General features: G+C 70.9%; 1 protein-coding gene. It reads right to left on the reverse strand.

Annotated elements, in window-relative coordinates; all coding sequences use genetic code 11:
- Window positions 1–255 precede the first annotated feature (255 nt).
- Complete coding sequence (locus FKO37_RS32045) at window positions 256–15,054, reverse strand: non-ribosomal peptide synthase/polyketide synthase (protein WP_238606946.1); 14,799 nt, start codon at window positions 15,052–15,054, stop codon at window positions 256–258.
- Window positions 15,055–15,060 lie beyond the last annotated feature (6 nt).

Consider the following 15,060-nt stretch of genomic DNA (forward strand, 5'->3'; position numbering starts at 1 on the left):
CCGTTCAGCTCCCGGCAACCAGTGCGCACGGCACCCGCGAAACCGGCCCGGCGAGAGCCCCTGTCCGGACATCCGCTCGTGCCGCACCACCCCGGCAACCCCGCCGCAACAGCCCGCAACACACCCACGGAATCCACGCGGCAACAATCCCTGCCCGGCAACCCACTCATGCCTCCCCACCCCGGCAATCCGCCGCAACAGCCCGCAACACACCTGCGGAATCCACGCGGCAACAGCCCCTGCCCGGCAACCCGCTCATGCCTCATCGCCCCGGCAATCCGCCGCAATAGCCCGCAACGCCTCCGCGAACCCCGCTGCCACCCCGGTCACCGTCTCGCGCGCATGCTGGTCCGGCTGGTAGTACCAGGAAAACTCCAACTGCCCCTCCCGCACCCCGCCGACGACTTCCAGTGCGTGCGGCGACCGGTTCGCCGGGTCCTGGTCTCGGCCGAGCGGCGGGAGTGAGCGCCGGAACAGCCCGTCGCCCGGGGCGGTGTTCTCGCCTTGGCCCAGGTAGTTGAAGGCGACCCGCGGCGCGCTCCGGCCCAGGTCGGGGAAGCGGAAGCACCGTAAGACCCCATGCCCGAAGCCATTTCCTGGCACCGCGCGCAGTTGGCGCCGGACGGACTTGACCTGGGTTCGCCAGGTCGCGGCTGGGTCGACGGTCAGGGCGACCGGGAACAGGGTCGTGAACCAGCCGACCGTCCGGGTCAGGTCGACGTCGTCCAGGATCTCCTCCCGGCCATGGCCTTCCAGGTCGATCGCTACCGCCGGGTCGCCGGTCCAGCGGGTGAGCGTCCAGGCCAGAGCGGTCAGCAGGACATCGTTGATCCGCGTTCGGTAGGCACCGGGCGCGAGGTGCAACAGGGCATCGGTGTCACGTTCGCCGACGCGGATCGACACCGATTCCTGGGGCTCCGGAGTCGCGCCTACCCGGTCGAAGGGGATCTCGCAGCCGGGCAGATCACGCGCCCAGTGCGGGCGTTCGGCGTCCAGCGCACCGGATTCCGCGAACTCCCGCAGGCGGTGTGCCCAGTCCCGGAAGGACGTCGTCTTCGCGCCCAGATCGGGCTTTTCCCCGGCTTCGATCTGCCGGTAAGCCCGTTCCAGATCCTCCAGCAGGATGCCCCACGAGACCGCGTCGACCACCAGGTGGTGGGCGACCAGGAAGAGGCACGGGTTCTCGGCGGAATCCGACAGGAGAGCACACAGGTGCGGAGGCTGGGCGAGGTCGAAGCTCGCCTGCGCGTCGTCGGCGGCCCGCTCCAGGTCCACAGTGGATACTCGGCGCAGGACGGAGCCGGAGTTGAGGGGGTCGTTGTGCTGGAGCCAGCCCTCGGCGGTTCGCTCGAAGCGCAACCGGAGCGCATCGTGGTGAGCTACCAGCGCATCGACAGCCTGGCGCAGCGCTTCCTCGTCGACCGGACCGTTCAGCTCGATCAGCACGGATTGGTTGAAGTGCGCGGGGTTGACCGGCGAGGCATCCAGGAACCAGCGCTGGATCGGGGTCAGCGGAACGGCCCCGACCACGGCCTCGCGATCGTCCTCGGCCGAATCGGCGGGCTGGACCACTCGTGCCAACTCGGCGACCGTTTGATGCGTGAACAGGTCCTTCGAGCGCATCGCCAGCCCAGCCTGCCGGGCGCGGTGCACGACCTGGATGCTCAGCAGGGAGTCCCCGCCGAGTTCGAAGAAGTTGTCCGCGGTGCCGACCTGCGGAATCCCCAGCACCTCGGCCCACACGTTCGCCAGCAGTTCTTCCGAATCGGTGCTCGGGGCGACGTACTCGGCGGTCTGCAAGGCCGACAGGTCCGGCGCGGGCAGGGCAGCGCGGTCGATTTTCCCGTTGGGGCTCACTGGGACCGAGTCGAGCGGCACGAACATCGAGGGGATCAGGTAGTCCGGCAGCGTCTCGCCCAGGAAGGAGCGCAGTTCAGCGATTTCGCCCACCACATAGGCGACCAAGCGCTTGTGCCCGTGAGCTTCCCGAGCCACGACGACGGCCTCGTGCACCGCCGGGTGCCGGCGCAAGGCGGACTCGATTTCGCCGAGTTCCACCCGGAATCCGCGGATCTTGACCTGGTCGTCCACCCGCCCGGCGAACTCCAGGTCGCCCGACGCGGTCAGCCGGACCACGTCGCCGGTGCGGTACATCCGCGAGCCGGGCGGGCCGTACGGGTCGGCGACGAACCGGTCGGCGGTCAGGCCGGGGCGGGACAGGTAGCCGCGCGCCAGGCCGATGCTGCGGACGTACAGCTCGCCTGCCGACCCAATAGGGACCTCGCGCAAGCCAGCGTCGAGCACATGCACTTCGGTGTTCCGGATCGGTTTGCCGATCGGCAACGTCCCGCCCGGAGACAGCGGTTCGCTCCACGAGGTCACGACGGTGGTCTCGGTCGGCCCGTAGGCGTTGATCATCCGCCGCCCGGGTGCCCAGCGGGAGACCAGCTCGGCGGGGCAGACATCCCCGCCGACGACGATGGTCCGCAGGTCCGGCAGCGCCGCCTCGGGCACGGTCGCCAGCGCGACGGGCGGGAACTGCGCATGCGTGATCCGGTACTCCGCCAGCACCTCGGCCAGTTGCGTGCCGAGCAGCGGGCCCTCCGGCGGTACGACGAGCGCGGCGCCGGCGGGCAGGGTCATGCAGAGTTCCGAGACCGACGCGTCGAAGCTGGGCGAGTTAAACGCCAGCACCCGGTCGCCCGGCCGGATCCGGAAATGCTCGATCTCGGCGGCGGCGAAGGACGCCAGGCCCTTGTTCGGGACAACGACGCCCTTGGGCCGCCCGGTCGATCCCGACGTGTAGATGACATACGCCGGTTGGTCGGGGTCGACGGGGACATCGAGGTTCGTGTCCGCGTACTGCCCGGCGTCGAGTTCGCTGTCCACGACGAAGACCGGGTCGGCGTCGCGCAGCATGAACTCGATGCGTTCGGCGGGATAGCCCGGGTCGACCGGCAGGAACGCGGCCCCGGTCTTCGCCACCGCCAGTTCCGCGAGGATGAGCGCGGTCGAGCGCGGCAGCCGGACGGCGACGATCCGTTCGGGCGCGGCGCCCCGGTCGACTAGCAGCCTCGCCAGCTGGTTCGCCCGCGCGTTCAGCTCGGCGAAGGTGATTTCTCCGGCAGCCGACAGCAAAGCCGGCGCATTGGGCGTCCGCGCGACTTGGGCTTCGAACAGTTGCGCCACCGACGCCGGCGGGACGGCCACGGCGGTGTCGTTCCAGGCCCGCAGCTGGTCCAGCTCGGCTCGCGGCAGCAGCGGCAGGCCGGACATCGGCTGGTCCGGCAGCGCGGCGAGAACGGTCAGCGCGGTCAGCAACCGGTCGGCGAGCCGCTCGATCGTCGTGGCGTCGAACAGGCCGGTGGCGTAGTTGATCGCGGCGTGCAGCGACCCGCCGTCCTCCTCGAATTGCACGAGCAGGTCGAAGGTCGCGGTCGTCGCGGGCAGGGCGACCTCTTCGGCCACCAGCGCGCCGCCGCCCGGCCGGTCGCCGGTGTTCTGCAGCACGACCATCGCCTGGAACAGCGGGGTCCGGCTCGGGTCGCGGACCGGCTGGGCCGCGTCCACCACTCGTTCGAACGGCACGTCCTGGTGGGCGAACGCGTCGAGGACCGTGTCGCGGACGCTGCCGAGGAACTCCCGGAACGACCCGCGCGAGTCCACTGTGGACCGCAGGACCAGCGTGTTGACGAAGAACCCGATCAGCCGTTCGAGTTCGGCCCGCTCGCGTCCGGCGGTCACCGTGCCGACCGCGACGTCCTCCTGTCCGCACCACCGCGCCAGCACGACCTGGAAAGCCGCGACCAGCGTCATGAACAGGGTGCCGTCCTGTGCGCCAGCGAGCTCGCGCAGGTTCGCGGCGACCTCGGCGGGGATGTCGAAGCCGAACCACTCCCCTTCGTTGCTGCGGACCGCGGGGCGCGGCCGGTCGGTGGGCAGTTCGAGCGGGGCGAGCCCGGCGAGGCGGTCGCGCCAGTGGTCCAACTGCTCGTCCAGATCGGGGCTGTCGAGGAAATCTCTTTGCCAGGAAGCGAAATCCGCGTACTGTACCGGCAGCTCGGGCAGCCGCGGCTTCTCACCACGAAGGTAGGCGGAGTAGCAGGTCTCCAGTTCGGCGGCCAGGATTCCGGCAGACCAGCCGTCGGTGACGATGTGGTGCAGCACCAGCAGCAAGACATGGTCGCCGGTCTCCTCGCGGAACAACCGGGTGCGCAGCAGCGGTCCGGTGCGCAGGTCGAACGGCCGGAGTGCTTCGCGCACCAAGGTTTCCTCGGAGAAGTCCGACACCGGGAGGTCGATCGGTGCGGGCTCGTGGACAATCTGCACGGCGTGGCCGTCGATAGCGTCGAAGGTGGTGCGGAGAGATTCGTGCCGGGCGACAACCGTGTTCAGCGCCTTCCGCAAGGCTGCGATGTCGAGTTCGCCGCGCAAGCGCAAAGCGGTGGGAGAAATGTATTCCAGACCGCCGGGTTCGAATTCGTCCAGGAACCACAAGCGTTGCTGAGCGAACGACAACGGCAGCGCACCGTCCCGCGCCACCACCGGGATCGCCTCCGCGGCAGCCTGCTCAACCGGGAGTTCGGCGGCGAACTGGCTGAGCGTCGGCGCGGAGAACAGCATCCGCGGCGACACCTCGACCCCGAACTCCGCACGCACCCGCGACGTGATCCGCATGCTGAGGATCGAATCGCCGCCCAGTTCGAAGAAACTGTCGTCGGCGCCCACGCGGTCGATTCCCAAGACGTCGGCCCAGATCGCGGCGAGCCGCTGCTCCGCGGCAGTGCGCGGCGCGACGTACTCGGCGGTTCCGGTACGGCCGGGGGCGGGCAGCGCACGCCGGTCGAGCTTCCCGTTCCGGTTGAGCGGGAGCGCGTCCAGCGGCACGAACGCCGACGGGACCAGGTGCTCCGGCAGCCGTTCGCGTGTCCATTCGCGCAAGCCCTGCGCTTCGCCCACCACGTACGCGACGAGGCGGCCTTCGCGGGCGATGACGGTGACGTCGGCGATCGCCGGATGCCGTCGCAGGACGGTCTCGATCTCGCCCGGTTCGACGCGGAACCCGCGGATCTTGACCTGGTCGTCGACGCGGCCGAGGTAGTCGAGCGAGCCGTCGGCGGTCCAGCGGACTTGGTCGCCGGTGCGGTACATCCGCTCCCCCGGCGGGCCGAACGGATCCGCGACGAACCGGTCCGCGGTCAGGCCCGGCCGGCCGAGGTAGCCGCGCGCGAGCTGCGGTCCGGCGAGGAACAGCTCGCCGGGCAGGCCGGGCGGCACGGGTTCGCCGGTGTCGCCGAGGACGTACGCGCGGAAGTTGACTAGCGGACGGCCGATCAGCGGCTGGTCGCCGGTCACCGGCGCGTGGATCGAGTCGACGGTCGTTTCCGTGGGCCCGTAGTAGTTGTGCCCGGTGACGTCCGCGGCGGCCAGCTGCCGCCACAGCGTTTCGGTGGCTGCCTCGCCGCCGGTGATCACCGTGCGGGGACGGACCTCGCCGGTCGCCAGCCCGGCGTCCAGCAGCTGCTGGAGGTAGGCCGGGGTGAGGTCGAGCAGGTTGAGCCCGTGCGCGCGGACGGCCCGCACCAGGGCGCGCGGATCGAGCCGGGTGTCGTCGTCCAGCACGTGCAGCTCATGGCCGTCGAACATCGCCAGCAGCGGTTCCCACGACGCGTCGAAGGCCAGCGACGCCGTGAGCGCCACCCGCTCCCGCCCGCGGTCGAGGAAGACTGCGCGGTGCGCGACCAGCAGGTTCACCAGCGCGCGGTGCTCAACGACGACGCCCTTCGGCTTGCCGGTCGAGCCCGAGGTGTAGATGACGTACGCGGCGGTGTCCGCGTCCGGCCGCTTCGAGCGGGGCGCTGGCGGCGCGTAGCTCTCGTCGGGCCGGCCCAGGACGACCACTGGGCGCGCGTCGTCGAGCAGGAAGCGGACGCGTTCCTCCGGCAGGTCCGCGTCGATCGGCAAATACACCGCGCCTGCCTTGAAAATCGCCAGGACCGCGATGACGGCTTCGGCCGACCGCGGCAGCATGACAGCCACCACGCGCTCCGGTCCGGCACCCCGTTCGATCAATTCCTCCGACAGCCGCGTGGCGCGGGCATCGACCTCCGCGTAATCCAGGACGGTGTCGTGGAAGACCAGCGCGGTTTCATGCGGCATCCGGGCGACGGTCGCGTCGAACACGTCCAGGACCGTCTCCGCAGGAAGGTCGGCGATGTCGCCGTGTCCCAGAGCCAGCACCTGGTCGCGCTCGTCGGCGGTGAGCGGTGAGAGCGAGCCGACGCGCCGCTCCGGGTCGGCGGCGATCGCACGCACCAGCTGGGCGAGGTGTCCGGCCAGCCGGTGCGCCGTCGAAGCGTCGAACAGCTTCGGGTCGTAGGAAAGTTCGAGCCCGAGCCGGTCGTGGAGGTAGGCGGTGAGGTTCAGCGGATAGCTCGTGGTGTCCAGCGATTCGACGTCCAGCACGCGGACGCCGTCCTGACCGCTGTCTTCGATCGGGTAGTTCTCGAAGACCACCACACTGTCGAACAACGCCGCGCCCGCCGGCACCCCGGTGAAGGTCTGCAACTGGGAGAGCGCCAGGAAGTCGTACCGGCGCGCGTCCGCCTGCTCGGCCTGGATCGCGCGCAGCCATTCGGCGGCCGACTGTCCATTCCGGACTTCCACCCGCGTCGGGACGGTGTTGATGAACATTCCGATCATCGCTTCGACCCCGGGGAGCTCGGGCGGTCGCCCGGAAACCGTGGTGCCGAACAAGACGTCCGGCTCGCCGCTGTAGAACACGAGCAGCAGCGCCCACGCCCCCTGCACAACCGAGTTGACTGTCAGGGCGGCGGTCTTCGCCATGTCGCGCAACGCTGCCGATTCCGCCGCGGACAGTTCGACCAGCACCGTCGCACCGGATTCCGCTCGGTGCGCCTCGGCGGGACGACGGTCGTACGGAAGCGGCGTCGGCGCGGCGAAACCGTCGAGCACGTCGCGCCAGTGCTCCTCCGCCGCGGCCCGGTCCTGTCCGGCGAGCCAGGCGAGGTAGTCACGGAACGGCCGCCGCGGCGTCAGTTTCGCTGGCGTGCCTTGGACAATTGCCGTGTACTGTTCGCACACCTCGCCGAAGACCTGGGCGGTGCTCCAGCCGTCCAGCAGGACGTGGTGCGAGGTCCAGAGCAACTGCACCTCCTCGTCCGCGACCCGGGCGATCTCCAGGCGCATCAACGGCGGGGTGGTCAGATCCATCCCGGCGGCCAGATCGGCTTCGAGCAGTTTCGCCAGCTCAGCCTGCTGGTCTTCGGCAGCGAGGCCGCGCCAGTCGTGCTGGCCGACCGGCACCCGGACCCCGCGATGGACGCGCTGCACCGGCTCGTCGACGCCGTCCCACACCGTGCTGCTGCGCAGGATCGGCGTCCGATCCACCACGCGCTGCCACGCTTCAGCCAGCGCACGCGGGTCGCGGACACCGTGCAGCCGCAGCCGAAACTGGTCGAAGTACGCGCTCGACCCGGTGTCGACCAGGCTGTGGAAGACCATGCCCGCCTGCAGCGCGGTCAGCGGGTAGATGTCCTCGACCTCGCGGCCGTCCCCGGCCAGCCGGTCCACCGTCGCCTGGTCGAGCCCGGCGAGCGGGAAGTCCGACGGCGTGCGGCCGCCCGCCGCGGCGCAGTGCGCGATGATTTCCCGCAGCGCTTCGACGGTCGCTTCGGCCAGACCGCGGACGGTCGCCTCCTCGTGCATTTCGGCGGAGTATTCCCAGGTCAGGTGCAGTTCGCCGGATTCGACTACGCCGACGACGTCCAGCAGGTACGGGCGGATGCTGTCCGGAGCGGAGTCGTGGCCGAGGCTTTCCCCGCGGCCTCGATAGAGCCCGTCCTCGGCGGTTCCGACGTCCCAGCGGCCGTGGTAGTTGAAGGAGATCTGCGGGGTCGGGTCGTTCCGCAGCGGCGACTCGGTCAGGTAGCGCAGTGCCTCGTAGCCGACGCCCTTGTTCGGTATAGCGCGCAGTTGTTCCTTGACCGACTTGAGGATCGCGTCCCAGCCCTCGCCCGGCACGGTCAGCGCTACCGGGTACTGCGCGGTGAACCAGCCGATCGTCCGGGACAGATCGAGCGGCGCGGCGAGGTCTTCCCTGCCGTGGCCTTCCATCTCGAGCACTACCTGCGACCGGCCGGTCCAGCGCGCCAGCACGCGGGCGAGGGCGCTGAGCAGGACGTCGTTGACCTCGGTCCGGTACGCGCCGGGCACGTCTTGCAGCAGCGCGGAAGTCTCGTCCCGGCCCAGGGAAACGGACACCGAGCGCGCCGACTCCGCGATGTTGCGGCCGGAGCGGTCGACCGGCAGTCCGGTCTCGACGCCGCGCAGCACGCTCCCCCAGTACTCCGCCTCGCCGTCGAGCCCGCCGGTGCGGACGTGGTCGGCGAGCGTCCTCGCCCAGTGGGTGAACGAGCTGCCCGCCGGTTCCAGCGGTTCGCCTTGGTAGGCGTGTTCGAGGTCGCCCAGCAGGACGCGCCAGGACACGCCGTCCATGACGAGATGGTGCGCGGTAAGGAACAGTTGCGGCGAGCGGTCGCGGAAGGTGAACAGGACCGCGCGCCATACCGGGCCGTGGACAAGGTCCAAAGAGGTCTGTGCACGCTCTGCCTCCGCATGCATCGCGGCCTCGACGTCGTCTACTTCGGACAGATCGGCGTGTCGCAGGATGTCTGCTTGTTCTGCGGTAGCTGGCTCTTGCTGCCAGCTTCCGTCCACTTCGGAGAACCGCATCCGCAGTGCGGCATGACGAGCGGTGACTTCAGCGATCGCGGCGGTCAGCCGCGGAACGTCTACTGAGGACAGTACAAGGTGGACGGACATGGTCAGCCGCCATGGCTCGTCCAGATGCGCGAAGAGCCACGACTGGATCGGGCCGAGCGGTGCGGGTCCGGTCTGCTCCGGCGCAGGAGCGACCGGTCCGCCGGTAGTGACGACGCGGCCCAGTTCGGCGATTGTCTGGTGCTGGAAAAGATCCTTCGACGACATCGTCAGCCCGGCCTGGCGAGCGCGCGACACGACCTGGATGCTGAGGATCGAGTCGCCGCCGAGACCGAAGAAGTTGTCCTCGACGCCGACCTGGTCCACCCCGAGCACCGCCGACCAGACCTCGGCGAGCACGGTCTCGATCTCGGTACGCGGGGCCACGTAACGGTTTTCGACCCGCGCCCCAGGAGCGGGCAGCGCGCGGTGGTCGAGCTTCCCGTTCGCGTTGAGCGGCAGTTCGTCCAGCGCGACGAACACCGCCGGGATCATGTGCGCGGGGAGCGACCGGGCGAGGAATTCCCGCAGCACCGTGGTTCCCGGCACGGTCCCGGTCAGGTACGCGACCAGCCGCCGCGCGTCACCGGTCCCGTGCGCGACGGCCACCGCGCCGGTCACGTCCGGATGTGCCGACAGCGCCGCCTCGACCTCGCCCAGTTCGATCCGGAACCCGCGGATCTTGACCTGGTGATCGGCCCGGCCCCGGTAGGCGAGTTCGCCGTCCGGGGTCCAGCACAGCAGGTCGCCGGTGCGGTACATCCGGGTGCCCGGCTCGCCGAACGGGTCGGCGACGAAGCGGGAGGCGGTGAGGCTCGGCCGGTTCAGGTAGCCGCGCGCCAGGCCCGCGCCCGCGACGTACAGCTCGCCGGTGACGCCGGGCGGAACCGGTTCGAGGCAGGCGTCCAAGACGTAAGCGCGCAGGTCCGGAATCGGCACGCCCACGGTCGCGCGGTCGTCGAGCACCCGGTACGTGACGTGCACGGTGGTCTCGGTGATGCCGTACATGTTGACCAGCTGCGGCCCGTCCGGATGCCGCCGTCGCCATTCCTCCAGCCGCACCGGATCCAGGGCCTCGCCGCCGAAAATCACGTACCGCAGGCTCAACGGCGCGGACGGCAGCGAGCCGAGCCGGTAGAACGCCGACGGCGTCTGGTTGAGCACGGTCACCTGCTGTTCGGCCAGCAGCGCCAGGAATTCCTCCGGCGACCGGACCGTCTCGGACGGGACCACCACGAGGCGCCCGCCGTGCAGCAGCGCTCCCCAGAGTTCCCAGACCGAGAAGTCGAAGGCGTAGGAGTGGAAGAGCGTCCAGACGTCCTGGTCGCCGAAGCCGAACCAGTGGTCGGTCGAGGAGAACAGCCGGGTCACGTTCGCGTGCGGGACGAGCACGCCCTTGGGCACGCCGGTAGATCCGGAGGTGTAGATGACGTACGCCGTGTTCTCCGGGCGGACCCGCACGCCGGGATCGGTGTCCGGCTGGTCGTCCGCGGCGACCGTGTCGACGACGCACACCGGCTGCGCGTCGGCGAGCATCGCCTCGATCCGCGCGGACGGGTAGTCCGGGTCGATCGGCAGGTATCCCGCGCCGGACTTCAGCACGGCGAGGACCGCGACGACCAGGTCCGCCGACCGCGGCAGCCGAAGCGCCACCAGGCGTTCCGGTCCGGCTCCCTCGCCGATGAGCCGGTGTGCCAGGCGGTTCGCTCGCCGGTCCAGTTCGCGGTAGGTCAGCTCCACGCCTTCGCAGGTCACCGCCACGGCGTGCGGCGTGCGGGCGGCTTGCGCGGCGAACAGCCGGTGCAGCGTCGGCTCCGGGGGCGCGACAGCGACCGGGTTCCAGTCGCGCAGGACGCGGTCGCGCTCGGCGGCGGTGATCCACGGCAGGCGCCCGAGCGGTTGCGCGGGGGTCGCCTCGATTCCGGCCAGCAGGATCCGCAGCCAGTCGCTCAGCCGCTGGACGGTCGCCGCGTCGAACAGGTCGGTGTTGTAGTTGACGACGGCGTCGAGCCGCCCGGCGGTTTGCTGGAAGTGGATCGCGAGGTCGAAGCCGGCGGTCACGATCGGCGGCGCGACCTCCTCGACGGCGAGCCCGGGCAGCGCGGGCCGGGCGTCCGGGGTGTTGTGCAGCACGACCATGACCTGGCACAACGGGGTGCGGCTGGGGTCGCGTTCGGGCTGGACGTCGTCCACGACGCGGTCGAACGGGACGTCCTGGTGCGCGAAGGCGTCGAGCACGGTGTCGCGGACTTCGCCGAGGAACTCGGCGAAACCGCGGTTCAAGTCCACTGTGGACCGCAGGACGAGGGTGTTGGCGAAGAAGCCGATCAGGCCTTCCAGCTCGGCGCGTTCCCGGCCGGAGACGACGGTGCCGACCGCGATGTCGTCCTGTCCGGACCAGCGCGCGAACAGCAGCTGGCAGGCGGCGAGCAGAGTCATGAAGAGCGTGCTGCCCTGCTGCCGGGACAGCTCGGTGAGCCGCGCGGTGGTGCCGACCGGGACGCTGAACTCGTGCAGCGCGCCGTTCTTCGTGCGGACCGCCGGGCGGGGCCGGTCGGTCGGCAGGTCCAGCGGCTCCAGACCGGCGAGGCGGTGCCGCCAGTAGCTCAGCTGGCCGTCGAAGTCGGTGCGGTTTCGCTGCCAGACCGCGTAATCGGCGTACTGCACGGGCAGCGGTGGCAGCTCGGGCTCGTCGCCGCGGGTGAACGCGGAGTAGAAGGCGGCGAGTTCGCTCAGGAGCACGCCGGAGGACCAGCCGTCGGTGACGATGTGGTGCAGCACCAGGGTCAGGACGTGGTCGTCGGGGCCGAGCCGGGTGAGCGCGGCGCGCAGCAGCGGGCCGGTGTGCAGGTCGACCGGGCCGGTCGCGGCCGCCAGTGCGGTGTCGAGATCGCCGTCGACCGCCTGGAGATCGACCGCGTACGGCGGGTGGACGATCTGCTTGCCCTGGCCGTCGACTGTCGCGAAGGTCGTGCGCAGGGATTCGTGCCGGGCCACCAGCGCGGTGAGCGACTGGTTCAGCGCGGGCACGTCCAGGTCGCCGCGCAGCCGTAGCGCGGTCGGCGAGACGTACTCGGTGCTGCCGGGGTCGAATTCGTCCAGGAACCAGAGTCGTTGCTGGGCAAAGGAAAGCGGGGCTTCGAACGGGCCGTCGCCGCGCGGGATCAGCGGGATCGCTTCCTGCGGCGCGGACGCGGCGGGCAGGTGCGCGGCCAACAGCGCCGGGGTCGGAGCGGTGAAGACCAGCCGGGCGGGCACGTCCGCACCCAGTTCAGCGCGCAGTCGCGCGACCACGCGGATGCCGAGCAACGAGTCGCCGCCGAGGGCGAAGAAGTCGTCTTCGACGCCTACTCGTTCCACGCCGAGCACTTCGGCCCAGACGTCGGTCACCAGCCGCTCACGGTCGTCTCGCGGCGCGATGTACTGCGCGGACGCGGAAATCTCCGGCTCCGGGAGCGCCCGGCGGTCCAGTTTGCCGTGCCGGGTCAGCGGAAGCAGGTCGAGGTGAACGAACGCCGACGGCACCAGGTGCGCGGGCAACGTCTGAGTCAGTGCGGCGCGAAGCTCGGCGGGCTCGGCATCGCCGACGAGGTACGCGACGAGCCTGCCGTCCCGCGCGTCGACGGCGGCATCGAGCACTTTCGGCTGAGCGCGCAGTGCGGTCTCGACTTCGCCGGGCTCGATCCGGAAGCCGCGGACTTTGACCTGGTCGTCGGTCCGGCCGAGGTGCTCGAGCCGACCATCGGCGGTCCAGCGCGCCCGGTCGCCGGTCCGGTAAAGGCGGGTTCCGGGCGCGCCGAAGGGATTCGGCACGAACCGGTCGGCGGTCAGGCCCGGCCGGCCGAGGTAGCCGCGCGCGAGCTGGACGCCGGCGAGGCAGAGTTCGCCCGGAACCCCGGCCGGGACGAGCCGGAGCTGTTCGTCCAGCACGTACGCGCCGACGTTCCCCAGCGGACGGCCGATCGACGGCCGGTCCCCGGTCACCGGCGCCCACGTCGCGTCCACAGTGGACTCGGTCGGGCCGTAGTAGTTCCCGGCGGCCACCCCGGATCCGGCGAGTTCGTGCCACAGGCTCTCGCCGATGGCCTCGCCGCCGACCATCAGGAACCGCGGCCGCTGGTCGCCGTCGAGCAGTCCGGCGGGCAGCAACTGCCGCAGGTATGAGGGGGTCACGTCGAGGAAGCCGATGCGTTCCTCGCGGACGTAGCGGACGAGCGCGGCCGGGTCGAGGCGGGTTTCGTCGCTGATCAGGTGCAGTTCGTGGCCGTCGGCCAGCAGCAGCGGTCCTTCCCACGACGTGTCGAACGACAGCGACGCGGTGAGTGCCACGCGCAATCGTTCGCGGCCGAACGCGGCCCGGTGGTTGGCCAGCAGGTTCGCCAAAGCCGCGTGCTCGACCACGACGCCCTTCGGCGTGCCGGTCGAACCGGACGTGTGGATCACGTAGGCGGCGTCGGCCGGTTTCGGCGCGGCCGGACGCGGGCCGTCGGTGAAGCCGCCGATGCGGTCCAGCACCACCACCGGCCGGGTGTCGGCCAGCAGGGTCTCGATCCGCTCGGCGGGCAGCCCGGGATCGATCGACTGGTGCACCGCCCCGCCTTTGAGCACGGCGAACAGCGCGATGATCGCGTCGGCCGAGCGCGGGAGCAGCACGGCGACCACCTGGTCCGGCCCCGCGCCCCGACCGGCGAGCTCGGCGGCGAGGACGTCGCTGCGGGCGGCAAGTTCGGCGAAGCTCAGCCGGACGTCGCCGCAGACCAGCGCGGTCGCTGTCGGCTGCGTCTTCGCCTGGTGGTCGAGGAGGTCGACGATCGTGCCGTCCGGGACGTCGAGCACCGGGCCGCGCCAGCCGAGCAGCTGAGCCTCTTCGGTCTCGGTGGTCAGCGGCAGGTCGGCGATGCGGCGGCCCGGGTCGGCGGCGATCCCGGCCAGCAGCCGGAGCAGGTGCGCGATCAGCCGGTCGACCGTCCCGACCTCGAACAGTTCGGTGCTGTACTCCACGAGCCCGGCGAGGCGGCCGCCCGACTCCTCGAACTCGACGGTGAGGTCGAAGTTGGCCGAATCCCGCCCGACCCCGGCCGGTTCGGCGGCCAGGTCCGGGAACACCGGCCCGGACCCGTTCGCGGGGTGGAGCAGCACCATCACGTCGAACAACGGGTTGCGGCCGGGGTCCCGTCCCGCGTGCACGGCGTCGACCACTTCCTCGAACGGGACGTCGTCGTGGGCGAAGGCGTCGAGGACGGTCTGCCGTGCCGCGGCCAGGTGGTCGGCAAAGGAAGCCGACCGGTCCACTTCGGACCGCAGCACGACGGTGTTGACGAAGAACCCGACCACCCGCTCCAGCTCCGGGCGGTCCCGGCCGGAAACGACGGTGCCGAGCGCGATGTCCTCCTGGCCGGTGTAGCGCGCGAACAGCGCCTGGCAGGCCGCGAGCAGCACGGTGAACAGCGTGGTTTCCGAGGTACGCGCCAGTTCCGCGAGCCCGCGCGCCACGTCGGCGGGGACGGCGAACTCACGAACCGCACCCGCGGTGCTGCGGGCCGCCGGACGCGGCCGGTCCGTCGGCAGGTCGAGCGGTGTCACGCCGGTCAACCGGCGGGCCCAGTGCTCCAGCCCGGCCGCGCGGGTCGGGCGATTGTGTTGCCACAGCGCGAAATCCGCGTACTGCAACGGCTGCGGCGGCAGGTCCGCGCGCTCGCCGTCGCGGTAGAGGAGACCGAGTTCTTCGGTCAGCACGCCCATCGACGCGCCGTCGGTGGCGATGTGGTGCACGCACACCAGCAGCACGTGCTCCGCCAGCCCAAGCCGCACGAGCACCGCGCGCAGCAACGGCCCGTGCGAGAGATCGAAGGGCCGCGAGTACTCCGCTTTCAGGACAGCGCCGAGGTCTTCCGGCGCGGCATCCACCACGGGCAGCGCCACCTCGTACGGCGGCTGAATGAGCTGCCGGGGTTCGCCTTCGACCTCCTCGAAAGTCGTGCGCAGCGGTTCGTGCCGGGCGACCAGCAGCCGCACCGCCGTCGCCAACGCCTCGACGTCCAGCTCACCGGTCAGACGCAAGGCGAACGCGCTGTTGTACTCGGGATCGTCCGGGCGGAGCTGGCTGAAGAACCACAGCCTGCGTTGCGCGGACGACAGGGGCACCGGGCCGGAACGGTCGGCGGCCGCCGGGATCTCCGGTGCGCGGCCGACCGTTCCGGCCATCCGGCGGCGCAGCGCTTCCTGCAGGTGGGCGGGCAGCGCCGCGATGCGGTCCTCACGGGACGAGGTCATGGGGAG

The organism is Amycolatopsis sp. Poz14 (assembly GCF_006704225.1).
Lineage (GTDB): Bacteria > Actinomycetota > Actinomycetes > Mycobacteriales > Pseudonocardiaceae > Amycolatopsis > Amycolatopsis nivea.